The organism is Shewanella gaetbuli (assembly GCF_023284065.1).
In the GTDB taxonomy this organism is placed as follows: domain Bacteria; phylum Pseudomonadota; class Gammaproteobacteria; order Enterobacterales; family Shewanellaceae; genus Shewanella; species Shewanella gaetbuli.
On record NZ_JAKIKP010000016.1, the window covers coordinates 37,411 to 62,467 of the forward strand.

General features: G+C 39.0%; 22 protein-coding genes and 1 tRNA gene. 13 read left to right on the forward strand and 10 right to left on the reverse strand.

Annotation, left to right across the window (positions count from 1 at the left end):
* Positions 1-5 precede the first annotated feature (5 nt).
* Entirely contained in the window at positions 6-1,292 is a 1,287-nt protein-coding gene (gene serS / locus L2672_RS15855; protein ID WP_248996822.1) for a serine--tRNA ligase, read from the forward strand.
* A 346-nt stretch (positions 1,293-1,638) separates the two neighbouring features.
* On the opposite strand, the gene L2672_RS15860 is transcribed toward serS, so the two are convergent.
* From L2672_RS15860 to punR, 6 genes are all read right to left on the reverse strand, one after another.
* Complete coding sequence (locus L2672_RS15860) at positions 1,639-1,989, reverse strand: TusE/DsrC/DsvC family sulfur relay protein (RefSeq protein WP_248996823.1); 351 nt, start codon at positions 1,987-1,989, stop codon at positions 1,639-1,641.
* A gap of 7 nt (positions 1,990-1,996) precedes the next feature.
* Positions 1,997-2,293 (reverse strand): sulfurtransferase complex subunit TusB, encoded by a 297-nt coding sequence (tusB, locus tag L2672_RS15865; RefSeq protein ID WP_248996824.1) that lies wholly within the window; start codon positions 2,291-2,293, stop codon positions 1,997-1,999.
* Complete coding sequence (gene tusC, locus L2672_RS15870; RefSeq protein WP_248996825.1) at positions 2,290-2,646, reverse strand: sulfurtransferase complex subunit TusC; 357 nt, start codon at positions 2,644-2,646, stop codon at positions 2,290-2,292. The genes tusB and tusC overlap by 4 nt, the downstream gene beginning before the upstream one ends.
* An 11-nt stretch (positions 2,647-2,657) precedes the next feature.
* Positions 2,658-3,047, reverse strand: coding sequence for a sulfurtransferase complex subunit TusD (gene tusD / locus L2672_RS15875; RefSeq protein ID WP_248996858.1), 390 nt, complete (start codon positions 3,045-3,047; stop codon positions 2,658-2,660).
* A 58-nt stretch (positions 3,048-3,105) separates the two neighbouring features.
* Complete coding sequence (locus L2672_RS15880; RefSeq protein ID WP_248996826.1) at positions 3,106-3,765, reverse strand: Bax inhibitor-1/YccA family protein; 660 nt, start codon at positions 3,763-3,765, stop codon at positions 3,106-3,108.
* A 149-nt stretch (positions 3,766-3,914) separates the two neighbouring features.
* A complete protein-coding gene (gene punR / locus L2672_RS15885; protein WP_248996827.1) occupies positions 3,915-4,817 on the reverse strand; it encodes a DNA-binding transcriptional activator PunR in 903 nt (300 codons plus the stop codon).
* Positions 4,818-4,931: 114 nt separating this feature from the next.
* Here punR and punC point away from each other — a divergent pair, with 114 nt between their 5' ends.
* From punC to L2672_RS15900, 3 genes are all read left to right on the forward strand, one after another.
* Positions 4,932-6,203, forward strand: coding sequence for a purine nucleoside transporter PunC (gene punC, locus L2672_RS15890; protein WP_248996828.1), 1,272 nt, complete (start codon positions 4,932-4,934; stop codon positions 6,201-6,203).
* An 89-nt stretch (positions 6,204-6,292) separates the two neighbouring features.
* A tRNA-Ser gene (locus tag L2672_RS15895) sits at positions 6,293-6,383 on the forward strand.
* Positions 6,384-6,470: 87 nt separating this feature from the next.
* A complete protein-coding gene (locus L2672_RS15900; RefSeq protein ID WP_248996829.1) occupies positions 6,471-7,790 on the forward strand; it encodes a site-specific integrase in 1,320 nt (439 codons plus the stop codon).
* 143 nt (positions 7,791-7,933) lie between these two features.
* On the opposite strand, the gene L2672_RS15905 is transcribed toward L2672_RS15900, so the two are convergent.
* From L2672_RS15905 to L2672_RS17400, 3 genes are all read right to left on the reverse strand, one after another.
* Entirely contained in the window at positions 7,934-8,563 is a 630-nt protein-coding gene (locus tag L2672_RS15905) for a hypothetical protein (protein WP_248996830.1), read from the reverse strand.
* Positions 8,564-9,137: 574 nt separating this feature from the next.
* Complete coding sequence (locus L2672_RS15910) at positions 9,138-9,944, reverse strand: hypothetical protein (protein WP_248996831.1); 807 nt, start codon at positions 9,942-9,944, stop codon at positions 9,138-9,140.
* Between the two features lie 96 nt (positions 9,945-10,040).
* Complete coding sequence (locus L2672_RS17400) at positions 10,041-10,757, reverse strand: DnaA ATPase domain-containing protein (RefSeq protein WP_420833206.1); 717 nt, start codon at positions 10,755-10,757, stop codon at positions 10,041-10,043.
* Positions 10,758-11,172: 415 nt separating this feature from the next.
* Between L2672_RS17400 and L2672_RS15915 the strand changes: the two genes are divergently transcribed.
* Positions 11,173-12,894: a hypothetical protein gene (locus tag L2672_RS15915; RefSeq protein ID WP_248996832.1), complete on the forward strand. Its 1,722-nt coding sequence runs from the start codon at positions 11,173-11,175 to the stop codon at positions 12,892-12,894.
* A complete protein-coding gene (locus tag L2672_RS15920) occupies positions 12,891-14,594 on the forward strand; it encodes a hypothetical protein (RefSeq protein ID WP_248996833.1) in 1,704 nt (567 codons plus the stop codon). Before L2672_RS15915 ends, L2672_RS15920 begins: the two co-directional genes overlap by 4 nt.
* Before the next feature lie 606 nt (positions 14,595-15,200).
* Here the strand turns inward: L2672_RS15920 and L2672_RS15925 are convergent.
* The gene (locus tag L2672_RS15925; protein WP_248996834.1) at positions 15,201-15,728 is read right to left on the reverse strand and encodes a hypothetical protein; all 528 of its coding nucleotides are present in this window, start codon (positions 15,726-15,728) and stop codon (positions 15,201-15,203) included.
* Positions 15,729-15,885: 157 nt separating this feature from the next.
* Here L2672_RS15925 and L2672_RS15930 point away from each other — a divergent pair, with 157 nt between their 5' ends.
* The 7 genes from L2672_RS15930 (at position 15,886) to L2672_RS15960 (ending at position 25,001) form a co-directional block, all read left to right on the forward strand.
* Positions 15,886-16,101: a helix-turn-helix domain-containing protein gene (locus tag L2672_RS15930; RefSeq protein WP_065109217.1), complete on the forward strand. Its 216-nt coding sequence runs from the start codon at positions 15,886-15,888 to the stop codon at positions 16,099-16,101.
* A 191-nt stretch (positions 16,102-16,292) separates the two neighbouring features.
* On the forward strand, positions 16,293-17,489 hold the full coding sequence (locus L2672_RS15935) for a tyrosine-type recombinase/integrase (protein WP_248996835.1): 1,197 nt from the start codon (positions 16,293-16,295) through the stop codon (positions 17,487-17,489).
* Positions 17,490-17,566: 77 nt separating this feature from the next.
* Positions 17,567-19,204 carry a hypothetical protein gene (locus tag L2672_RS15940; protein ID WP_248996836.1) on the forward strand — a complete coding sequence of 546 codons (1,638 nt, stop codon included), beginning with the start codon at positions 17,567-17,569 and terminating at the stop codon, positions 19,202-19,204.
* Positions 19,205-20,729: 1,525 nt separating this feature from the next.
* A complete protein-coding gene (locus tag L2672_RS15945; protein ID WP_248996837.1) occupies positions 20,730-21,704 on the forward strand; it encodes an IS1595 family transposase in 975 nt (324 codons plus the stop codon).
* A 108-nt stretch (positions 21,705-21,812) separates the two neighbouring features.
* Positions 21,813-22,208 (forward strand): hypothetical protein, encoded by a 396-nt coding sequence (locus tag L2672_RS15950; protein ID WP_248996838.1) that lies wholly within the window; start codon positions 21,813-21,815, stop codon positions 22,206-22,208.
* Between the two features lie 359 nt (positions 22,209-22,567).
* Positions 22,568-24,712 (forward strand): hypothetical protein, encoded by a 2,145-nt coding sequence (locus L2672_RS15955; protein ID WP_248996839.1) that lies wholly within the window; start codon positions 22,568-22,570, stop codon positions 24,710-24,712.
* Positions 24,699-25,001 carry a hypothetical protein gene (locus tag L2672_RS15960; RefSeq protein WP_248996840.1) on the forward strand — a complete coding sequence of 101 codons (303 nt, stop codon included), beginning with the start codon at positions 24,699-24,701 and terminating at the stop codon, positions 24,999-25,001. The genes L2672_RS15955 and L2672_RS15960 overlap by 14 nt, the downstream gene beginning before the upstream one ends.
* Positions 25,002-25,057 lie beyond the last annotated feature (56 nt).

A 25,057-nucleotide genomic window follows, 5' to 3' on the forward strand; every position in this document is an offset into this window, starting at 1 on the left:
AGAACATGCTAGATCCAAAATTTTTGCGAAATGAACTTGAAGACACTGCTAAGCGATTAGCTGCCCGTGGTTATACTTTAGATGTAGCGCACATTTCATCCCTTGAAGAAAAGCGTAAAAAGCTACAAGTAGAAACAGAAGAGTTACAAGCGTCTCGTAATGCCATTTCCAAGTCGATTGGACAAGCTAAAGCCAAAGGTGAAGACATAGCACCTATTATGGCTCAAGTGGGTGATTTAGGTTCAAAGTTAGATGCTAAAAAAGCTGAGTTAGCTGAATTACTGCAACAGTTAAACATGATTGCAATGAGCATTCCTAACTTGCCAGACGATGCAGTACCAGCAGGTGCAGACGAAAATGACAACGTTGAAGTTCGTCGTTGGGGTACGCCAAAAAGCTTCGATTTTGAAGTAAAAGATCACCTTGACCTGGGTGAGGCCCTTGACGGCTTAGATTTTAAAAATGCCGTTAAAATTACCGGTTCACGCTTTATCGTAATGAAAGGTCAAATTGCCCGCTTAAACCGTGCATTAGGCCAGTTCATGTTAGATATGCATACTACTCAGCATGGCTACACTGAAGCTTACGTGCCATTATTGGTTAATGAAGACAGCTTATTAGGCACTGGGCAGCTACCTAAATTTGGTGAAGATTTATTCCACACCAAACCTGCAACGGAAGAAGCACAAAGCTTATCTCTTATTCCTACAGCTGAAGTGCCATTAACTAATTTAGTGCGTGATACCATCATTGATGAAGCCGACTTACCCATTAAAATGACCGCTTTAACCGCGTGTTTTAGAAGTGAAGCAGGCTCTTACGGTCGTGATACTCGTGGTCTTATTCGTCAGCATCAATTTGATAAAGTCGAGTTAGTACAAATTGTTCATCCAGAACAGTCAATGGAAGCGCTTGAGTCACTGACTCAACATGCAGAAAACATTCTACAGGCACTAGAATTACCTTATCGTACCGTCGTGTTATGTACCGGCGACATGGGCTTTGGCGCAAGCAAAACGTTTGATATTGAAGTGTGGTTGCCAGCACAGAATACTTACCGTGAAATCTCATCATGTTCTAACATGAAAGACTTCCAAGCCCGCCGCATGCAAGCTAGATTCCGCAACAAGGCTGACAATAAGCCAGCGTTAGTCCACACCTTAAATGGTTCTGGTTTAGCGGTAGGCCGTACTTTGGTGGCGATTTTAGAAAACTATCAAAATGCTGATGGAACCATTACTGTTCCTACAGTACTTCGCCCATATATGGGTGGCTTAGAAGTGATTGGTTAATAAAGTTTTTAATTGACTACGTAGCACTTTTTCATTACAAATACCGTTAGTATGTATTTGTACTTGGGAAAGTGCACGATGTTGCAGAAAAACAATAAAAAACCGTCATCTACAAGCCGCAGAATGACTAATAATAATCGTTTGATATATTCATTAGTGATGATGTTTTTTGGATCTTTTGTGTTGTTTCAGATAGGTCAGGCCATGTTAATTGTCATTAAACATGGTACGCCGCTTTTACAATAACAGCGTCCAATATGAACAGTTAATAAAAATGCCTTGTTTTTAAACAAGGCATTTTTTATTGAAGCTAAAGCTCACTCTACACGCAGTTTACTTAAACTCTTTATAAGCATTTTGCAGGTTTAGGTAAGCCCGCAATTTTAGTGGCTTGTTTAGCTGGCCCTACAGGGAATAACGTATAAAGGTACTTTGAGTTACCTTTTTCAGCACCAAGGCTTTGGCCTATGGCTTTAACTAACACTCTTATGGCTGGACTTGTTTTGTACTCCATATAAAACTCACGCACAAAACGAATCACTTCCCAATGTTGTTCTGTTAACTCAATTTCTTCAGTAGCTGCAATTATGGCGGCCATATCTTCATGCCAGTCATGGGCATTTTTTAAATAACCTTGTTTGTCTGTTTCAATCGCTTTGCCATTAAATTGAAACGAAAACTCGAAACTTGTAGTCATAATAGGTTTACCAGGTGATCACTTTTTGGTGTGTTAAAGATTGAGCGACAAACTCATTCATACTGATTAAATTGATTGCTATTGACGATGCCGCCAAGTGTTTTTCGGTTAAGCCTCTAGCAGCAACATCGTCAGCTAACGCCATTATGTTGAATGGTTTAAGCTTATTGAGCCATTGCTGATCTAATAGGGCAATTACGGCATCAGAACTTAAGACAATACTGTCTTGCGGAGCACAAAAACGAAGGCATACTGCTAAAGCATTGTCATTTAACGCAGATGTTTGAACATGATGTAAAATCAAAATACTAATACCTCATCTGCTTGTTGTAATTGCTCAGTAATGACAGTGCTTGACGCCAGTTGTGCACTAATTGCTAAATCTTCAAGCGTTAACCCAAAGCGTTGTAATGATGTTTCACACACTAAAACGTGTTCTATATCGTAAAGGTCAAATGCTTTAAAAACTGATACATAATCTTTGCTTCCCGCTAATTCAGGCTGCTGATCAGCCAGCAAATGCAATACCGCTTCATCAGTAAAAACTAAGCATAATTGTTGTTCAAAACTGGCGCTTAACAAGGCAAAGTCTATTCCTTCACGACTACTAGTAGCGCCAAAGGGCGCATGACGAAAAACTACGCATATGTGCTTCATGATAGTGATCCTTAAAAGCTTACAAAGCGGTCGGCTTGTTCAATGCCGGTAACCAACTCACCCAAGCCCCCCATAACAAAGGGCGCGTCAACATTCCAATGAGCCTTGTTAGATTCATAGGCATCCTGTTGCGATAACACGCCACGTCTTAAGGCGGCTGAAACACAATTAATCAATGGCACATTATGTTCGTTGGCAAGTCTAAGCCATAATTGATACAGGTTAACTTCATCACTGGCAGGGCAGTTTAAGGAGCTACTGTTAGTCACTCCATCTTGGTAGAAAAAGACTTTTTCTATTTGATGCCCAGCAGCAATAACGGCCTGACAATATTGCAAGGCTTTATAGCTTGAAGTAGAGCCATAAGCTGGCCCGTTAACTTGAATAATAAACTTTTTCATCATAAAAAAAATGACCCTCACTTAGGGTCATTTTATCGTATATTGAAGCGGTTGACGATTAGTCGTCGCTGCCCATTCCTAATAAATGTAATAAACTCACAAATAAGTTTAAGAAATCTAAGAATAGCGACACCGTCGCGCGAATGTAGTTTGTTTCACCACCGTTAACAATGCGGCTTGTATCGTAAAGGATAAAACCTGTCATTAGTAATGCCACACCGGCATTAAGTGCCATAAACAGTACTGAGCTACCAACAAAAATATTAATAATTGCAGCACCAATCATGACTAATAACCCTGCAAATAAGAAGCCGCCCATAAATGAGAAGTCTTTTTTGGTGGTTAATGCATAAGCCGATAACGACACAAAAATAACCGAGGTTAAGCCTAGTGCTTGCATCACAATAGATGGGCCGTTAGCCACACCCACATAATGATTTAAAATATAGCCTAAAGACGCGCCTTCCATACCGGTGAAGGCAAAGACCCAAAAGATACCAGCAGCAGTGTCTGCCTTTTTAAGGGTAACGAATAATAAAACTAAACCACCAATGGATAAACCGAGTGACATCATTGGGCTGATGTTCAATGCCATTGCAAAACCAGCACAAACTGCCGCAAATGCTAATGTCATCGATAATAACATATAGGTGTTTTTCAACAGTTTATTGACTTCCAGTGTCGATAAACTAGGTGATATAGCTGATTGTTGACTCATGTTGTACTCCGTCTAAATAATCGTATTTTACTAAGACACGGTTATTGTAAATAAATTCAATAGAAAAGCTTAAGTTTCACAGCATTAACTTAGGGTATCTTAACCTAGCTAAATACTAGGATAAAGCCTAAAACACGGCAATTGCTGATTTAAGCCAGCCATTCACGGTGAAGTTTTTCAGTATCGCCCAAATAATCTAACACCCATTGCAGTGCCGGTGACATTTTGTCTTGATCCCACGCTAAACAACAAGGGCTAGAAGGTTTGGGGTTTTGTAATTGTTTGGCAACTAGCATACCGTTAGCAATAAAGGGTTGAGCTAAATGAATTGGCATATAACCAATGCCCAAACCTGCAATAAAACAATTAATTGCCCTAATCCAATCGGGTACCACTAATCTGCGTTGGTTATCCAGTAACCAAGTGATACGTTTAGGGATTTCTCTGGATGTATCTTCCAAACAAATGGCAGGATATTGTCGTAAGTCATCATCTTGAAGCGGACCTTCAACCTTAGCTAAAGGGTGATTCTTGCTCACTAAAAACGCCCATTCAATGTCTTTCATATCTCGGTATTGATAAACGCCACCGACAGGAATAGCGGTGGTCGCGCCAATGGCAATCATACTGCGACCGGTAGAGAGTGACTCCCAAACGCCATTAAATACTTCAATTTGGATAATGAGTTCTACATCATCAAAATGGCGATAAAAATCAGCAATTAATGAGCTAATTCTGTCTGCGCGAACGATATTGTCAAGGGCAATAGAAAGGGTAGGTTGCCAACCGTTTGCGACTCGTTGAGTTTGTGTTTTCAACTCTTGCATTTGGCGTAATAATTCACGGGAATGTTGTAAAAAGTGTTTCCCCGGTTCTGTGAGGGTGACTGAACGGTGATGTCGCTCAAACAATACCACCCCAATATCAGACTCAACTTGCTTAACGGCATAACTCACGGCAGAAGGTACTTTATGTAACTCGTTAGCGGCAGCGGTAAAACTCCCAAGTCGAGCGACAATATCAATCATATGAAGTGTTTGTTCTGAAAGCATACCCTAATCCTTTGCTATGAGTTTTTTTGAAAGCTGTGTGCAAATATAAACGTTTCACAGAGTAATTTCTAATAATTAAACTAGCGCGATTCTATTTAAGCTAGAGATTTTATTATGACTAAGTCTACAAAAACTGCCAGCATGCTAGAGCGTGGCGGGTTCTTTTTATATTTAACTATTTTAAGCATGTTGTGTTTTATCGCAACTGATATGTATTTGCCTGCTTTTAAATCAATTGAAAGCTCACTAAGCGCATCGACTACCGATGTGGCAATGTCGTTGACGACATTTTTAGCCGGTTTAGCTTTTGGTCAATTGCTTTATGGTAAGTTGGTTGAAAAGTGGGGCAAGCGAAATTCGTTATTATTGGGGTTAGGTTTATTTGTTATCTCCACCGCGATCATCATTGTTAGCGATAATATTGTGATGATGAATATTGGCCGTTTTGTGCAAGCGATTGGTGTCTGTAGTGCAAGTGTCATATGGCAAGCGTTAGTGATTGAAAAATATGATGAGCAAGAATCACAACAAGTATTGTCAAACATCATGCCTTTAGTGGCGTTATCACCGGCTGTTGCACCGTTAATTGGCGCATTTTTTCTATCACAATGGGGCTGGCAAAGTATCTTCGTATGTTTAGCTGTATTGGGCGTGTTGTTGATATTACTAACGCAGCTTTTTGTAGCAGCAGACAATCCAAAACAAATTAAACATGATCAGCAACAAAATAGACCAGCCTTGAGTTTCAAGCAAATGTTGGCTAACCCTTTCTACGTAGGCAATGTGATGATATTTGCTGCGTGTTCAGCAGCGTTCTTTTCATATTTAACCCTATGGCCAGCCGTTATGGATAAGTTTGGATATGACGCAACGGCAATTGGTTTAAGCTTCATTCCACAAACCATCATGTTTATTGTGGGTGGCTACAGCGGCAAAATATTGATCAATAAATTTGGTAGTGAAATCGCGCTAAAGTGTCAATTGGGGTTATTTTTTATCAGTACCCTGTTAATTAGCTTGGTGACATTAGTATTGAATATGACAACAATTTTCCCATTACTCATCATCTTTGCCTTTATGGCATCGGCTAATGGAGCAATTTATCCAATAGTAGTGAATAACGCCTTACAGACCTTTAAAGACGATGCCGCTAAAGCCGCAGGATTACAAAACTTTATACAGATCTCAGTGGCATTTGGAGCATCAAGCATTGTAGCCGCTTTTGCCTCAGCAAATGAAAAGGCCATTGGTTTAGGCATATTAGTTAGCTCAGTATTGGTGTTTGGCGCTTATTGTGTAAGAAGATTGCGTTCATGGGATAAAATGACTCACTCATTAACAATGCCAGATCCCGCTAGAGTGGCACTTAAAAAGCACGAAGATTAATCAAGTTGGCCTTAAAGTAATCAGCAGTACATAAAATTGCATTTAAGGCTTTACATACCAATCTGGTTATCATATTATTCGCCGCGTTCGGAGAGATGGCAGAGTGGTCGAATGCACCGGTCTTGAAAACCGGCACGGGTTTGTAGCCCGTCTAGGGTTCAAATCCCTATCTCTCCGCCATATTAAATGCGAGAAAAGCCGTTGATTATCAACGGCTTTTTTTGTTTTTGATTTCGGAAAGGCTTTCTGAGAGGATTGACTCAGACAATGTACCTTTATCGAGCCCCCAATAATGTGTATTTCACACGTATCTGTTTAGCCAAGTCACTTCGTGATAAAGGCTTTCCTTTTGATGTTAAAGTGTCGCTATTAACCTCTGATAGAGCAGAGGCGGTCATTCGCAACATTGATGTTGCAGGCACACTGAAAAGAATCATTAACTCAATAGACCACACAACGCGTATAAATGACTTTATTCGATATGTAGATGAAGTGATTAACGAGATTCGTACTGAGTTTGATAAAGGCAACCCCGCCAGTAGCGCTTCACCTAAAAGGATTAACATCCCCATCAGAGAAACTAAGCTGTATGAACACCGTGAAACCACAGCTGTAGCGCAAGCAATGCCTGTTATACCCCTTGATGATGCATTATCAGAGTTTGTTGATTCAAAGCAGAAAACAGATATGAGGCCGTTATCTATAAAACAGCTTAAACAACGAACCCTTCATTTCATCAACATGATGCCTGAAATAGCAAACCGGTCATCAAAAAGCACTCAACGTATTTGTGTCAATGACATCTGTACTGGTGATGCAATGAAGTACCGTGATGCTTTACTCACTCAAGGTCGCAGCTATAAAAGCAATAAAGAATACATGGCAGCAGTATTTCAGTTTTTTAAGTGGTGTCAGCTTATGAATTATTGCAGTCAAAATCCTTTCGAAAATGTATCTATCGGACAAAAGCCAAAAGTAAAAGTAAATCAAGCCAGAGAACGCTGGTCTCATACTGAGCTGAGGAAGCTGTTTACTAGCCCTCATTTCAACGAAGCAAAAGCAGACTTTAAATGGGTATCGCAGTTAATGCTTTATGCAGGGTTAAGGCCGTCAGAAGCCTGCCAACTTAAACCCACAGATATACAGGTTATAGAGGGCGTGCAGTGTATTTGCATTAATGACAGCGGCAAAAAACAAAGACTGAAAAACCTTAATGCAAAGCGAATAGTACCAATACATTCAGCTTTGATAGCACAAGGCTTTTTAACGTTTGTAGAGGAGCGAAAACAGCATGTTCAACTATTTACCTACCAGCCAGTTGGCAGCAATGATGATTGGTCAAAAACCTATTGCAGACAGTTAGCTCAATTACAAACCCAAATAGGCATGAAAGCAAACCAGCGGCCAACGTCTTATGGTTTTAGGCACACTTTTGTAGACGTAATGAAGCAATTAGATGTTAGTGAACATATTGTGGCACAAATGGTAGGGCACAGTAATCCCAACATCACTTATAGCCGATATGGTAAGGATATTAATGCTAAGGCACTGGTTAAATACATCGCAAAAATTAACTATGAGTTTTGATGAACGGGTAGGTAAATCAGTGAACTTAGCAGGGCAAAGCTGACAAGGTTTTGCCCCAAAGTTTGTATCTTCAAAGTCTGTTGGAAGATAAAGCATATTGTGAATTCAGAGGTTAAGTGTCCCTCACTGCACAACGTGTAAACTTAAGTGTTTGCATTTAATTCATCAAATATATTCGCCCAATAAGAGGATCTATATGAGGTTGATGGATGAGTTATACCGATCAATTTCAATTCTTTACCTTTAAATGGATATATTAAACAACAATCTTTGACGGACTCACTAACAATACCATTGCCATACCCTAAGTTTGCAGGTATTGCATCCCAGACATTGTTTCCCCAACTTATAATTATGTCTGGTTCCAGCTTATTGACTACTTCTAAAAATGCATTTCGATCTCTATCATCGTGATAACTAAATTGATGAGTTTGACGACTATCTGAACCAGCAGGAATTTGCAAATAATTATAGAATGCAACAGAGTTCCACAGTTTTTCTCGACTGGTCTCGGAGTGATTGGTATTGCACACAAAACTATTCATAAATTTCGTAAATGTTGACTTCCATCGGCCTTTGACAGCTTGATTGAGATAAGCTTGTAGAACTGCAGTCGTAAAGTCACATGGCTCCTCATTATTTTTACTCATATTTACTTCATCAGATTCATCAATGTAATGCGAGTCGCCCAAAACTAAAATTTTCTGACTAAAAACCGAACCATCTTTACCGAAATCATTCCCTACCCAAGGCTTAAAAAATACACTTTTCATAAAATTCCCTTTAACTTATTAATTTAAACTTCCACATAGCATCTTTTCATTAAGAATTACTAGATAGTTCCTATATCAATCAATGAATAGTCACTTAAATTGTTATTTTAAAATGGCTAATCTCGAAAAAGCGCCCTCCATCATAGATGCCATATACTATATACATAAATTTCTGAGTTACCAATGCCCCGTTACTCCCAAAATGTATAAATTTTCTTTTAGTCGAAACACCGCCTCTTCTTGGTTCAAACAGAATCATTTAAACCAATTTGGGCTTTAACACTCTAGGCTGTTTACAGTAGATTAAACATTAATCAATTTATCGTTGGAAGGCTAACTCTATGAGCACGTATAGTATAGACAGCAAAGCCCCTACTTATAGGTGAGTTAACATATGCTCTGCCTGAGCATTGTTACTTATAGCGATGCTCCCTAAATGTCATTGTTATAGACTTAACTTGGCAAAAGTATTTTCAAGTCACATAAACCCATTTTATAAACAGTGAGCCTTGAAAAAGAGGTTCACACTGTGGGGGGCTGAATCATAAGGGGATTACTCAGCACTTTTAGTTTTTTACAATTTTAAGAATCCTGGTAATCCCTTGCCCTCATTGAATAATTTAGTGCCAGTCGCTTCTTTTAAAACACCACACAGTAAAACCTTGCTTTTTGCGCCAGATTGAAAGCTTGTGTGTAAGTTGACATCTTCATTATGCACTAACCCGCGCAATACTAAGCAACATGCATTTGTTGCCTCCATAAGATTTTGGTCACTTATATCGCCTATTAGCACCACTACAACACCTGTGAGAGTTAAAGCATCTTGTTTTCCTTCACTGATTAATTTTTCATAACCAGTATAAAGTGAAAAAGGAGATTCCTTTAAATTGTCACAAGCAACTTCGTGCATTTTTACAGTCGTGCCAGTATTTAAAATACTATAAATATCATCAAAGCCTATACAAGAAATTGATAAGCCAGTCATCACATGGCCGTATGCACTGATTACCGGTTCAAAACTAACAATCGAAAATATTTGCATTCGTTGTTGAGAATTTAGTTCAAGTTGACTATGGATATTGTCTGGATCTGTTGAGAATTTATTGCTCGTAAAACAGATTACTTCAGATTGGCCTCCTACCCACGTATTTGAGATTAAATCTTGAGCCTGGGACAATGATTCGGCATTTGCATCCACGAGTATAAAGAAGGCTTTATCTCTGGAAGTATTTAATGCTATTTCTTCAAAAAAAGATTTAGTTGGGGTCGCCTCGATATGTGTTACATAACCCTTATCCCACTTAGACGCAAACCTTGCCATCGCAACTGATACATCTTCACCACATGTGATAAATACTTTTTCTAACTTTCCTTCGTTCATCGTTAACTCCTTAACTTAGTACAAGTTTCACTGTGGCATTACTAAGCTTTTGTGAGAACTTTTAATCTACTGATTTCATGTTACCAATCTTTTAATTCAACATCGCCATAATAGAATTAAAAACTCAGGTGTTCTGATGGTTATGGGGCAGTTTGTATGTTCGTAATATAGATTCAGCGTATTTAGGATGCCTAGAAGGTAAAAGTAATTCTCAGGTCCGTGAACGCAAAGATATTCTACAGCTTTTGCGCTTATCTGCATCCTATGCTTGCGAACGAAAGCTTGTATAAGCAGAAGCTTATCATAATTTGTTGGGCAAGCTATCTGTAGAATAATACAAGAGTTAAGCCAATTGATTCGTTTTCGATTTAATCCAACAAGCTTTGACGGGTGGGACTGGCTAGTAACGATTACTTTCATATGGTCATGAGACAACACGTATTCTACAGCTTTTAAAAGTTCAACATGAGCAGGCTGTTTAAAAGAAAAAAAATCTATACTTTCAATCACGACTAGCCTGTAACACTTAAGCGAACTTCTGTATGACTCCAGGCTTTTTTTGTTTATAGCGGAGAGAATGCTAGGCACGAAGCTATTAGCATTTAGTACTTTTATAGCTTTTTTGCCATCTTCTAAGTTAGATAGTGTCAGGTTTATTAGGTGCGTTTTACCAACACCACTTTGTCCATGGATATATAAGACTTTTGGAGGTGATAAACTACTAACAAAGCTGGCTATTTTTTGTCGCATGAGTTCATTGCTTGGGTTACCATTTTGCTGAGCTGGGGGGCAATTGGTTCGAACTGGGTTCATTTGGGTTCCTGAAAATTTGAGTAATAAACCAAAGGGGTTGAGAACCGGGATTAGGGCAAAAAATTTTTATTTGATTACCTTCACTCTAAATGAATGGCTGAAACATAGGCTTTATTGGAGTGGATTGGCTAATTTAGTCACTAGTATTCATTAGCCATCCAGCTATAAACTTGATACGAGTGAGGACAAGGTAAACTTTAGTCGATAGTCATACTTTGCATATTGACAATAATCATTTTCAGATTTTAAGCTTTGACACGTTTATGTCCGGTTACGATAGAGTCGCCGAACTAAACCGTTATTGCTCCAAAACGTTTTAGAACATCTCCAGATCTTATCTCAAGTACCTTTTTAGTTTGACCTAGCTCTTCTTTTACAGCAAAGTGCTTAATTGTTGTTGAGTAAGGGATATTCAATGTCATTAGAAGAAACAAAATCTCGGTTACTAGCGGCAAATGACACTGCAGAAGAGTTGCTTGCTCAGATTAATGCTCTTTATGTCAAGGAAATACGGTCTGAAGAGAAGGTCTTGAAAGATGCGCTGTCTCAGCTGCACAACGCAGGAGAGATTGATCTTGTCGAGATAATAAGAGAGGTTGATAAAAGCTCCAATGGGCACGATTTTTTCACCATTCTGCACGCTTTTGAAAACGCGCTACCTTTTCTAGATGCAGGTGTTGAAGATGTCCTGCGCTGCTTGCTTCATCTTACGCAGCTGGCTGGCAGAGATTTGGCCATTGGTGGAGCCTTTGAACGTTTCTGTAGCGTGGAAGCGCATCGCCCTGGCGATAGTGTTGGATTTATCCTTGCACAAAGTGAGCTAAGTGCATTTGCCCCTTTTCTTTCCTGCTCAATCCTCGCATACGGCTCAGATAGTGTGACCGACGCTATCCAAACGACAGAAAGCATAATTGCTAATAGTAATGAGGTGGTCAGAAGCCAGGCCTATTTTACTTTGGGAAGGCTTAAGGTAGATGAAACGCAGGCCAATGTCATTTGGGAGTTACTTAGCAGCAGTGCAAGTGGCGAACGTGAAAGTGGCTGTTGTGCTTCGATACTGCGGGCAACAATTAACTTTGGAGATACATTCCCATCTTATTGGTCGCAGATTGAAGATTTTTTACTTACGTTTGTTGAGGGAACTCCTCCAGAGGTTCTCTATGAGATATCACATATTGTTGCCTTTCAGCGAACCGACCTACCGGAGGGTGTTCTAAGGCTTCTGGTAAAACAGTTGGCCAATGTATCCCCTGAGCAAAAAGGCATTATAGATAACGTCGACCGTATATTGGTCAATCTAGTTGAGAAGGGGGCCTCACCCCTTGCTCTAAAGCTATTAGAATCGACTTTGAATGTGGGCGTGAAGTTTCCTCAGTTGGACTACTTTTCCAGAAAGCTACTGAGCAAGCACCGCGAGCTACTTAATCACATCGTCACAAAGTGGTTTTTGTCTGGTGATTCCACACTTTGTCACGGTGTTTTAGATTTACTTCATGATGTTACGGGCAAGGATGTCGAGCTAGAGGCAGAAGTGGCATTGCTAGGTGATGAAGTGAAGCAAGTGTTTGTTAGCCACAAGGCTGTCGGTTGGTTGTTTATTCGGCCTATAGCGGCGTCAAGCTTCATTCTATCTATTTACGAAACTACTTCGAAAACTACTCGTAAAGAGCTTGAACAGGTTTTGTATGACCCTTTGCTTTTAAGTTATCCAGGGAAGCTTAAGCGATTCTTCCAATCGTACATTGATAAAGGCTTTCAAGCATCCCCATGTGAGCGGTTGCTCGGTAAGCTTCATGCTTATCATTCTGATATTGAAAAAGTCTCTGGGCTAAAAGAGTTGATGGCCCCCAGAGAAAATATAAATGTTTATTGGAAAGAATCTAACAAGAGTATGCAGGCAGCCTACGAAGATGCATCAAGAGGCTCGATTATCGATCTGATAGCAACGAAGCAGACGCTACTATACGGTAATAGCTCAATTTACTACGTCCCTAGGGGGGATGGAGAGCAAGTGAGGCAAGAGATGCAAATGCAGTCTTTTTCCCATTCGACTGAAATGCCAAGGTTAAACGTCTTAGACCCAGAGTCACTCGATTATGTTCTACGAGTTTACCGTTGTGAGAGAATGAAAGAATGAAGTTAATTCTTAAGCAATACTTAGCTTCGCTCAAAGAGCGCAAGGAATTGGATGCTGTATTACCCGATCTATTGAGTAGTATGGGAATGAATGTGTTCATTTCACCTACTCGTGGTGTTAAAGAGTACGGTGTTGATATAGCGGCTGTAGGGCAAGTAAATGATCAGGATGAAAAAGTTTATTTGTTCTCTGTTAAGTCTGGAAATCTTACCCGTGAGACTTGGAATGGGAGTGCAGATCAAGCTCTTAGGCCTTCATTAGATGAGATTCAAGACTCATTTATCCCCTGTCGTTTACCATCTGAACACATGGATAAAAAAATAGTCATCTGCTTATGTTTTGGTGGGGATGTAAACTCTGGAATTAGGCAGGAAGTCTCTGGCTATGAGCGGCGGAATACGCGAGACAATATTTCCTTTGAAGAATGGAATGGCGATAAACTCTCAGAGTTTATTCAACAGTATTTGTTGAAGGAGGAGCTGTTGCCTAGCTCCAGTCAGGCTTTATTAAGAAAATCCTTGGCCTTACTTGAAGAGCCTGAGAGTTCAGGCAAACATTTTTCGCTATTGATTGATGAAGTTTTGTCAAATGCCACTGATGCCGACTCTGTTGCATCGTCCATAACTCGGATTAACGTTTGTTTATGGGTTTTATATTCATGGTGTCGGGACGGTGGAAATTTGGAAGCTGCGTACCTTTCATCGGAGCGAGCACTACTGCTGGCTTGGGATAAGGTTAAAGACCACTACACAGGCAGAAACAAGTCCTCAAAATCATTCGATAGCATTCTTGCTACATATCAACAGATTACTGATTGTTATGTTGACCGATGTTTAATTCCGTATGTTGAACTTAAATATGCACTCTCTTATGCAGTCCACTCGCCATGTTCTATTGATGTAAATATTAAGCTATTTGATGTACTAGGACGTTTGTCGGTCAAAGGTCATTGGATTTTAGATTCACTTGCAAAGAGCTATGCAGAAAAACCACCAACAGATGGAGAGAGCGAAGAGCAGAAAAAATTACGCCTTCGCCTCATAGATGTATTGAGAGCAATTAACCTGTTGGTTGTTAATAATCCAATGTTGTTGTCTCCGTACAAAGATTCACAAGCAATTGATCTTGGTCTGGCTTTAACTTTGCTGTCAAATAATTCAGAGCTTGATGATTTTGTGCAGAATTGGATCTCGGAAATGGTCAATATGTGCATATTCTCTTTTGAGAGTAATGGCATGTATCCAATCGTACATAATTCTTATGAAAAGCTGCTTGAGCACAGAAACAAAGATAAGGCAGACAGTAATTATAAGAATAAAGTTACTGAGGCTAGTGTTTTATACCCGTTGTTAGCGGTTTTTTGTTCTCTGTATAAACTAGATTCAGTAAGTCAAGATTTGGAAACATTTGCCACAGATAAACTTGCACATAGCACGTTACAGTATTGGTATCCAAATCAAAGCAGTGAACAGGATATGTACTCTAACTTAGATACGCATGGTTCTGCATCAACTGACTTTCCAATGAATGGAAGCGCGGCACTAGAGCACATAAAGCAAGAATGTGGCAATGCTGATTCGTTCAAGAGTATGTCAGCCGTTACCAAAGGTAAGGCTCCTTTGGTACTGACAGCTTGTCGCTGCTACCGATATCCTGTTCCTTTTCATTATATCGAGGATTTTCTCAATATATCGGAGTAAATAGTAAAGTAGTAGGCTTTTGCGCTCTCTTTGCGAAACTGAAATACATGATTAGTAGAGATAGCCTTATTTCTACTAATAGGTGTTAAGCAAAACATATAACTCACTTTTGCCCAAAAATAATTTAAGAAAAAACTGACATATGTGTAACCATCACTTTAAAAATAATGATTAAAAACCAGTTTCCTTACGGTAAACATGGTTTAGTGAAAGATATTCAAATGGTCGGTTCTTCAAAGATTGAATTATTGAAATGTACTTCAGGTTAGAGCAACTCGGTGGTTAAGATAGTTTGTCACCAAGAGTGTTCCTGAAATCTAGATTCCCAAGCTAAATTATCTTATTTCAAGCAATGCCTCAGATGAGGTTTGAGTAGCTCTTAAGCAAATAATCTGTAAAGCTTTAGTATTAATAGCTTTAGTGGTATGAGCCTTGATTGAAAGCGGCAATAAATTTGATAAACTGAAAGGGCCAAGTCGATTTGGCCATATTCCTATCCTTTTCTAATTAAATAGAAATTCTCTTAATCAAACAACTAAGCTGTTTTGCTCCAAAATAAACTGGATAAGATTTAATTTTTAATTAGTGATACCCCTAATGGGGTTACTAAACGTTAGCGGTGGACGATTGATTCTCTTTCCTGATTTCATCTATTAAGTCGGTGACAACCTTGAATTCAGCGAGTGTTGTATATAGCTTGCTGTCTAAAGTTTTCATTTTACGATTAATGATAGGGCTATAGAATGAAAATTTACTGCTAAGTGACTTAGAGGCCGTGATTTCATGTGTTAACAGCTTGATATGTTGCTGAAGTGCATTATAGTGGCTGTTTAATAATTGTTGGTTATTAATATGCTCATCTAATGCGGGTTTAGTTTGTCTATGAAGCATTGGTGATATGTGCTGTGATTTCAACTGGCTTTCGTAAAGTGCATTACGAGCTCTTTTAGGTGAATGACGTTTCACTAAATGTTGCTTTTCTAGGCGATATAAATGGTTATACATACACTTTCGAAGAATAGCGATATCTTCATTCTTGTTAGTGGATGCAATTAATGCCTGTAATAAGAACTCAGTATGAAAGAACACGGGGCAATGTGTATTAATAATATTTATAAATTCAACTTGTTTCATCTTTGATAGATTCGAGTTGTGAGTAAATAAACCCACTGACGCATGCATCAGTGGGTCGGTGTTTAGCTAATAAGGCAGCGGCAAACTGATATTAGCTAAGTGATTCATCATCACAAAACACACTATAGTGTGTTTTGCTTTAATCTACAAGATAAGAATGAAAAAAAAGATTGCGATTGAGTTTGGCAAAAAGCTTGCTGAAATAAGAAAAGATAAAGGGTTGCTTCAAAAAGACTTGTCACAGCAATGTGGTTTTAGTCTTAACTATATTGGTATTTTAGAACGAGGAGAAAAAAGCATAACGTTAGAGAAAGTGTATGTAATTGCGAGTGTGCTTGAGTGTTCGGTCTATGATTTAATCCCTGATGAATGAGATTAGCCCGTGTTTTTCTCACATTTATATCAAACATATTGAAGATGATTTAAGGGAAGAAACTACATTAATCACACTTCAAAAATTTGACTTTTTTTAAATTCAATAATAACTTTTAATCTTTATAATCAATAGCTTGTGTAATTCTTTTTAGGGGCGTATATTATCCGTAAGAATACCGGATATGTCGTATGAGTTATGTAATAAAAGATTACCTCAAAATATACCTTTCTTTCAGGCGCATTAATTCAGCGCCTTCCACGTTTAATTCTGAGCGAAGTAAAGCAACAAAACTGTCAGCGTTAATAGGGCGTCAGGCCATTGATTCCATTAGACACTCTGACATTTTAAAGTTGATTGAAAAACTGGATAAAACGTATTCCAACAAAACCATCAATGAATTCTTTATCATCTTACGGGCTGTTTTTACTTACGCACTCAGAGATGGCTTGATTCATCAAAACCCGATGGAAGGCATACAAAACCGTAAGGTGTGGCATAAAGAGCCGCAGCCTTTTTCCCTAGAAGAATTAAAACAGTTAAACACCGTTGCGCTTGAGGGTGAAAAGCACCTTATTCAATTGGGGGTCTTAACGGGTCTTCGTATTAGTGAGTTGCTGGCATTAGGCTGGGATGCAGTCGATTTTAATAAATCAGTCCTGAATATCAGTATTGCACTGGTGGATAAGTGTTATAAAACCCCAAAAACGGCTGGCTCGACAAGAGTTGTTGAGCTATGTGACTTAGCAGTATCGATATTACAGCAGCAATATCGCATCACAGGTCACTTAAAGCCGCGCAAAGTCTGTGTATTGCAGGCCGATAATAAAAATAAGCGTATGACGCTATTGCGCTCAGTCTTTTACAACAGCAAAACGAACAAACCGTTTTTGAATGCAAAGCAGTTTAATAAAAGCTTTTTTACTCCACTACTTAAATCTGCAGGAGTGAGTCATCGTGGGGTGGGGCAGTTAAGGCACACCTTTGCAAGCCAGGCATTAACCACGGGCATATCTAAAGAGTGGATAGCGAAGCAAATGGGGCACACCTCCGCCGCCATGATAGATATTCATTACGGTCGCTGGATGGCACAAGATGCACCTAATCATGCCGAACAAATATCGACACAATTTGCCACAGTATTTGGCGGTGCTGATGCCACAAACCAAGCTGTACAGCCACCTTCTACAAAGACCGACTTGGCTGAACACAATACACAGTCTGCGACGCCAAACTCCATAACGAGGCCTGTTACATCCCTTGAGGACATTGCATTAACGCCTGAGCAGTTAACCCTCTTTTTACGCCAGCATCGGGAATATCAGGCATTGCTGGAAAGGTGTATAGACCAAGTAGTTGGACTGTCTGACGGGGAGGGGGCAAAATGAAGGATATTAGAGTTTTTTTCTCATGTTTAAATTTTTCCTTTAATAAAAAAGGTCGCAAGACTGCTAAGGCATCACTGATGCATTCATTGCGCCTTAACAACCCTAGCGGTAACGGCATACCCTATCTTGGCAATTTGCAAAAATACTTTCGAACCAAAGATGAATTGCATGCTGAGTGGGATACATCATTATCAGATAGTAATCTGATAGATACGCCAGAGGGTATTGTCCCACTTAGCACGGTATCACAAGCGCAGCGCGAAGCGATATTGCTCGATGTTATGGGAAAAACCACTCAACATGCGGGAAATTATGAGCAAACAAGTAAAGCTAAATCGAAATCAAAAGCCAAGCTCAATAAGTGGGCTTCAGACGTTAAAACACCAAGACAAGTGGCCGACTTATTCACAAGGTGCATAACATCCTCAGCCTTTATCAATGCCAATGAGGTGAGCGCTGAATATAATCAGTTTGAACTGGACAGAAAAAACCAAAAACACACACAACTTATCAACTATATCAATTTACATAATGCGTTAATTGAAAAACCGAAAACCCTCAATTCGACAAACTTTCAGGAGTTACTCTTTAAAATTCCAGTCAAACATGGCGTTAATTCGGATGAGATGAGCCATGTCGAAATGATGAATGCAATGAAGTTGTATTTAAAAACCTTTTACCCCCAATATCCAATTAAGTTAATGGTTTTACACCATGATGAACGGTTACCTGAAGAAAACACTGGGGGGCATGTTCACGTATTTATTTCTGGTCAAAACAGCGAAACAGGTGAGTATGATTTACGCCGGTCTCAAATCAAATGTGTGAATGCGTTTTTAGCCAAGCGGGGGGATGTTGATGATTGCTTACCAGTGTCAGGGCAGTTGAAGTATATTCAAACCAGTGAGGTTTATCGTTATATGCAGCAGATGTTCTATGAATTTATCAATGCAAATCTATTTAACTCCAAAGGCCTCAATGCAGCATTCTCTCCCGCCTCAGAGCGTCACTCAGCATTACGTAAAAAAATGAAGGCAGAGGCTAGACTGCCAAAGCATCAGCGTCCATTTAATTTTCATACCCGCAAAGTCGAATATTTACAACAACAAGTTATTGATTTGAAGAAGGAGCATCAGTCGATTACTCATACCCTCTCAGATAGTGAGCAAACCCTCGCAAGGTTGAAAATTGAAAACCGTAAAATACACAAGCAAAATATTGATTGGCAACAAAAAATAGCTGAATTGCAAAGTGAGTACAAGCAATTGCGCGTTAAGCACGACAATATCCGTAATGTTATGGAGCAAGGGCAGGCGTTTATTCGCGAGCAGGCCTCTATGAGAGACCGATTAGATGTTGAAGTTAATAAGCTAACTCAAGTGGCCAAGGTTAAACAGAAGGAGGTCATTGAGCTTGGTGAGGATATTAGTAAAAAACAAGCGTTATTAATACAAATAAGAGAGATGACTGCTGAGTCTCTAAAGCCAATAGAGCAAATGATATCTGCAATCTATATACGCCTAAAAGCTTCTGGCAGTAGCACAGGTAAATACTTTTTCGATAAGGTTATGGAAGCGTTTGACGACAAACTCTCACCTGAAAAACGAGAAATATCGATAAACGTTGCCAAACGAATAAAGGACAGGGAACTTGTGTTGGCATTAAGCAGAAAAAACCAAAAGCTGACTAAAAAAGAGGATGGCTACGGTTTATAAGTAAGGTACTGCTCATAAGCTAAATGGCCCTACGCAGCCTTAATCAATGCTGTAACCGCCTTTAAGGTGGACTGAACACTGACTTAAATAAAACATATTAGAGCAACTATTTTTCAAAAGAGGCTTATAATGCACGCAAGTGCCAATAAGCCCTTTTGCGTACATATCACCCTCGTTATTTCCCTAAACTTGGTATAGCGCTTTAATTCGATATTAAGCGCCAGTGCCATGGTCACACCTCAAAATTCTCTGATAGCTTACTTGGTGTTCAAGAGTCAATATTAACCCTCATAGCGATATAGCAGCCTTATAAGGTGTGTAAGCACTTTCGAATAGAAACCGTACATAACCCTTAGTCAAGTCGGCACTATCAGTAGTCATCAATTCTCGAATTATATGGTGTCACCATAGTTAGGTGAGGGGTGTTACTGCCAGTGATGGCAATGCTACTGCCACAACTGGCAGTGATAGTGTCAAATGTGGCAGTGATAGTGTCAAATGTGGCAGTACGGATGCCACACTTGACTGTAATGGTCGCAAAACATCGGCAATTAATATCAGACAATGAGATTCTGAAGAAATATCGTTGAATTTTGAGCGCATTTTCTGACGTATTAACGCGATATAATTCCTATAAAACGCTCTGAGAGATGACGCTGTGAAGTGAAATTTCGACTTTCTCACAAGCCTTTATCGAATCCTATGAGCAAAAAAATCGCAAAGAGAAAGAGCAATTTCTTAATGTATTTCACCTGTAAGGTTGAATTTGATTAAAAAATCAATTTAAGCATGTCATTTCAACAAAAAGCGGTAAATACAACGAGTGAGCTTCGAACAACTGTCAATATTTCGCTACAGCAGAGAGCAACCCGTTTTGAAACTCGTTTGCACTCGCTCTCAGTGAGAGCAAAAGCTTTTTAAATTTAATTGCACTCGCTTTCAGTGAGAGCGAAAGTTTTCGAAATTCATTTGCTCTGGCTCTCAGTGAGAGTAAAAGTTTTTTTAATTTATTTGCATTCGCTCTCAGTGAGAGCAAAAGTTTTTTTAATTTATTGGCAACGAGATAAGCTCAAGAGCGGTATTTGGGCGCTATAACGTGCTTGTAGTGCTGTATTTATGATGATTTCAACAGCATAGTGCAGAATTTGTGATTGAAGGCGTTAGAGGCATGGCTCAATTGCCAGTAAAACCGCACTCAGCGAGTGCGAAAAAAGGCTTGTCACCGCAGTCTAGACTGCGAAATAGATTAGCCCACTTGAAAGTGGGACAACATAGTAACCCGGTACGCTAGTATCCCACTTTTTGTTCCAAAAAGGTGTGATACTAGCTACGGGCAAGGGGAGTACCCCTTTGAACCCAACAGCCACATGCTGCGCATGTGAAAAAATCAAAAGCGTTAAAGACGAAAGCAGCATCACCAGTTTTATATGGTCTGCACTGTTTTCATGTGGCTCTATTTGCGTTAATTGTTGTTCTCTGAATTTGTACTATAATTAATTGTCCCAAAGCTAGCGAGGTCGGGACATTGAAGAAGAATCAGTTCACACTAATTATTGAGTCGTTATCTAAGCTAACATACAACCAGAAACGATTGCTACACCATCACGTTGTTGAAGACCTCAAACGTAGTGATACCGACAACCTGATCAATGAATGTAAAGGCGATGATGTCATATGCCCTCACTGTGGAAATGAGGAGATTGGTAAGTGGGGCATGGCTGCTGGCTTACAACGTTTCAAATGCAAAAGCTCTTTATGTGGCAAAACCTTTAATGCGCTAACCAAAACCCCACTTGCTCGACTGAGAAAACGTGAGCTTTGGGCTAAAAACCTAGAATACATGCTTGATGGCTTGCCGATCAGACGAGTGGCTGAACTATTAGAAGTTGCAGAGACTACAGCCTTTCGCTGGCGACACCGATTCCTTAAAGCTCCAGCACAGCGCAAACCATCGGAAGTCGCTGGTATAATTGAAGCCGATGAAATGTTTTTCATGGAAAGCTTTAAAGGTAATCAGACGATATATGACCGTAAGCCTAGAAAGCTTGGCGGCATGGGTGATAGAAGAACGATTGACGATAAAATCCCTGTGTTGATCGTTGTTGACAGAAGTGGTGGTTTAACTGATTTTGTACTTGAAGAGCATTCAAGCGATGAGATTCACAACGCAATGAGACCAATAGTGAACCATGACAGTATTCTCTGTAGCGATGGCGCACATGCCTACCGCTCCTTTGCCAAAGAAGAAAATATTAAGCACTATCGCACGATTATAAGTAAAGGTGAGCGTGTAATTGGAGGTCAGTTCCATATACAGAATGTAAATGGCTACATGAGCCGTTTGCGTGGCTGGATGCGAAGATTTAATGGCGTTTGTACGGAATACCTACCGAATTACTTGGGCTGGATGAGGATGATGGACAGTAAAAGTGACAAGTATAAAGAGATCAAAATGGAGTTTTTAATCAATGAGAATTTGGCTATGCCAACAAATATATAGATTAAAACGATATGCCACTTAAATTTGAAATTTATCTATTCAATGATAGCCGAATAAGTTATTGTAATTATTAAACTTAGTTGACATACATTAAAAGCAAGGGAAGCTATGACTAAGCATTTTCAAAATACGGTACTTATAACAGCAGCGCTATACACGGCTTTCTTCTTCATGCCCTATCTGTGGCAGCATATTTACGCTGAAGAAGTGGTTTATATTCTATCTGCCGCTGGTACAGGCGGAATGCTCGAACCTACCAATCCATTTTCATATGTTTATTCAATGTTGTATGTATTGAGCCTTCTTGGACTTTATACATACAAAAAACTAGCTAAGTGGTTATTCAGCATTATTATTGCCTTTAATCTACTTATTAGCCCATATGTTCTAGGATTTAGCGTTGGAATATACCTAGATGCGTCAATTGGCTACTTACTCTCTCTTTTTGAAGGGGCATTAATACTGATGCTATTTAGCGATGAAATTAACAGAAAGCTTAGGTAAAAGAAGCTTGCTGTTAATACTTTCAACAATTAACGCAAATAGAGCCTTTTATGTACAGTTATAATGGTGTTTCATCAATTTATGATAAAAATTGATTGAAAATCGTTCTTTAGTTGCATCGTATTAAAAATAGATAAATCATAATCATCTGATTTTATTTGCTTTAATTTTTATTACCGTCTAGGCATATCTTACTTTACGCGCAACCTCGGTTTGTTTTTGTCTGCTTGATACAATTAATTGCTTTACATCAATAAGATAGCAAATGTAGGATTTTATTAATCAATAACTTAAACGGCCGACATTTAATGATGCGCCGTTCAATAAGCTGTTAGCTTTCAATCATAGTAAGGGAAATCGTGAAGATAGATATACACGTTCATACTAGAAAAACAAAGCAGGGAGATGCACCGACTAGAGAGGTATCCCCTGAAAAGTTTTCTAAGATCGTTCAATCAACAGATGTAAAGATCTTAGCTATCACGAACCATAATGTGTTTGATTTGGAGCAGTTCAACCAAATGGAAGCAGGGCTTGATGGTGCGGTTCAAATTTGGCCTGGTATCGAGTTGGATGTAATCGATCAAGAAAAAAGATCCCATCTTATCGTTATTGTTTCTCCTCAAAAGAGAGATGAATTTTCAGAAATAGTAAATCGCGTTACAGAAGGGAAATCTGCGGATGAATTTACCATTTCTCTAGAAAATACAGTAGAGTTTTTTGAAAAGCTTGATCCATTATATGTGGCACATTATTTGGGCAAAAAGCCTGATATGAGCGAAGCGAGTATTGAGAAGCTTTTGTCTATGGGAATAAACCCTAAGCGAGTAATCAAAGAAGCTACAAATAGTATCTCAGCTGGAATATTCATTGCCCACGGGCATACATCCATTTATGGCTCTGATATCCGAGATTGGGATAAGTACACAGAAGAAGTGGTAAAACTACCTGAATTGAGATTGTCTGTAGATAGCTTTGAACATTTTTGCTTATTGCTTGAAAAAGATGTGCCCGCTATAGATACAGCTATAGATCGTAAGCATTCTGAAATTTTAACGCTGCAACCTTTCGAAGATGAGACAAAAGTTAAAATTCGAGCGTTTAATGATATTAATATTATCTTTGGTCCTAAAGGGACTGGTAAAACTAAAATTCTTGAAGCTATCGCCAAGCATTATTCTTATCGTGGGATAAAGGCTTCTGTATTCGAGTCTGCACCAGATAAGTTAGCAGATAGATTTGATATTAAAGGAAAAAACATTGAGGAATCTATAGATTTACAAGGTATAGATTGCTGCCACGAAGAAATTGGTCGCATTAGAAAGGCTAAAGAGTCAGACATTACAAGCCTTTATAAATACCGTGAATTCTTCAATTCAGAAAACAAAAACAAAAACGCTAAAAAAATGAAGATTAAAGATCTTCCTACACTTCTTTCAGAAAACTCTGATAGCAAGTTTAATGAATACAAAGACGCACATAGTAAAGTGCAGGATATGGTTAATTTTCTTAAAACTAATTCACCTGTAGATGAAGTTACGACAGAGGAAGAGCGCACTAGCCTAATATCTAATCTAAATTCACTTTCATTAAAACTAAAAAATGGCTCTTGGGATCTTTTCGCTGAATGGAAGAGTGCAAAATTAACTGATAGCGCATCGCAATGTTTTCGTAACGAAGTTACCCGTAAAACTGGAGAAAGAAGTAAGCCAAGTGATACAGGTTTTAAAACATTCGCGACAAATAGATTAAACATCGGTCGGGATGCAAAAAAAGTCATTGAAAATATCAATAAAAGTATTCAGGACAAGGTAGAAAATGTTGGGGTTCTTGGCCCTGATAAAGGCCTGCTAAAATGTGCAACTAGCTTTCAGTTCCAGAATGGTGAAATTCGTGAATCTAAATACTTATCAATGAAAAGTATGCGCAAACTAGACCAAAAAGAATTTGTTCGAATAATGAAAGCAATAAAAGATAAGGCTACATCAGATGATTTATTTGATTCAGTCACTGAGTTAAATGCAATTGTCGATATTGATAAAATATCAAGCCTTTCTGATTTGTTACTTTTCTGGAGGCGATTCACTTTATCTGGTGAGGATTATTCTCCTTCAAACGGTGAATGTTCAATGCTCAATCTACATAGTGAATTAGCAGAGGATAAAGAAATTTACCTACTAGATGAACCAGAAAGAAGTTTAGGTAATGAATATATTAATGATGTCATTATCCCACTTATAAATGACAAAGCAATACAAGGGAAAATGGTCTTTATATCCACTCATGATGCTAATGTCGCAGTGAGGACATTGCCTTATAACTCTATTTATAGATGCCATGATAAAGATGGCTATGGTACTTATACAGGAAATCCATTTTCAAATAGATTGATATGTTTGGAAAATACAGAAAAAACTTTAGATTGGAAACAAATTAGTATGAAAACCCTTGAAGGTGGGCAGAATGCTTTTGGCGAGAGAGGAAAGATATATGGAAATAATTGAAGCAGAGTTGGTTACGATCGAAGGTGATTACTTCATTGATATTCTAGAAGAACCAAAAATAACTATCCCCATATCTAATGATGATCCTAATGCTGTAAAGTCTGCATTTAACTGCTTAATAGAACGCTTAAAAAAGGGTGTGTTTTCAATCAGCTTAAAAGATGCAGATAAAGACCTTTTTTATCATGTAGCAAAAGAATACCTTGAGCAATTAAATGGTGAATTATTCGATGTGCATCAAGATATGGAGCAGTACGGCTTTGTAGACGTTGGTGCACAAGAAATCTAATCGGGTAGCCGGAGGTATCTAGCCTCCAGCCCCCACACCACCCTGCATGCGGCTCC

Bases quoted from the DNA above. Each gene is read 5' to 3' on its own strand.
- L2672_RS15915 (WP_248996832.1), top strand. From the start codon at position 11,173: ATGTCATTAGAAGAAACAAAATCTCGGTTACTAGCGGCAAATGACACT.
- L2672_RS15910 (WP_248996831.1), bottom strand. From the start codon at position 9,944: ATGAACGAAGGAAAGTTAGAAAAAGTATTTATCACATGTGGTGAAGAT.
- L2672_RS15860 (WP_248996823.1), bottom strand. From the start codon at position 1,989: ATGACTACAAGTTTCGAGTTTTCGTTTCAATTTAATGGCAAAGCGATT.
- L2672_RS15940 (WP_248996836.1), top strand. From the start codon at position 17,567: ATGCATTCATTGCGCCTTAACAACCCTAGCGGTAACGGCATACCCTAT.
- L2672_RS17400 (WP_420833206.1), bottom strand. From the start codon at position 10,757: ATGAACCCAGTTCGAACCAATTGCCCCCCAGCTCAGCAAAATGGTAAC.
- L2672_RS15900 (WP_248996829.1), top strand. From the start codon at position 6,471: ATGTACCTTTATCGAGCCCCCAATAATGTGTATTTCACACGTATCTGT.
- L2672_RS15935 (WP_248996835.1), top strand. From the start codon at position 16,293: ATGAGTTATGTAATAAAAGATTACCTCAAAATATACCTTTCTTTCAGG.
- L2672_RS15930 (WP_065109217.1), top strand. From the start codon at position 15,886: ATGAAAAAAAAGATTGCGATTGAGTTTGGCAAAAAGCTTGCTGAAATA.
- punR (WP_248996827.1), bottom strand. From the start codon at position 4,817: ATGCTTTCAGAACAAACACTTCATATGATTGATATTGTCGCTCGACTT.
- L2672_RS15880 (WP_248996826.1), bottom strand. From the start codon at position 3,765: ATGAGTCAACAATCAGCTATATCACCTAGTTTATCGACACTGGAAGTC.
- L2672_RS15925 (WP_248996834.1), bottom strand. From the start codon at position 15,728: ATGAAACAAGTTGAATTTATAAATATTATTAATACACATTGCCCCGTG.
- punC (WP_248996828.1), top strand. From the start codon at position 4,932: ATGACTAAGTCTACAAAAACTGCCAGCATGCTAGAGCGTGGCGGGTTC.
- L2672_RS15905 (WP_248996830.1), bottom strand. From the start codon at position 8,563: ATGAAAAGTGTATTTTTTAAGCCTTGGGTAGGGAATGATTTCGGTAAA.
- L2672_RS15950 (WP_248996838.1), top strand. From the start codon at position 21,813: ATGACTAAGCATTTTCAAAATACGGTACTTATAACAGCAGCGCTATAC.
- tusC (WP_248996825.1), bottom strand. From the start codon at position 2,646: ATGAAGCACATATGCGTAGTTTTTCGTCATGCGCCCTTTGGCGCTACT.
- serS (WP_248996822.1), top strand. From the start codon at position 6: ATGCTAGATCCAAAATTTTTGCGAAATGAACTTGAAGACACTGCTAAG.
- L2672_RS15920 (WP_248996833.1), top strand. From the start codon at position 12,891: ATGAAGTTAATTCTTAAGCAATACTTAGCTTCGCTCAAAGAGCGCAAG.
- tusD (WP_248996858.1), bottom strand. From the start codon at position 3,047: ATGAAAAAGTTTATTATTCAAGTTAACGGGCCAGCTTATGGCTCTACT.
- L2672_RS15960 (WP_248996840.1), top strand. From the start codon at position 24,699: ATGGAAATAATTGAAGCAGAGTTGGTTACGATCGAAGGTGATTACTTC.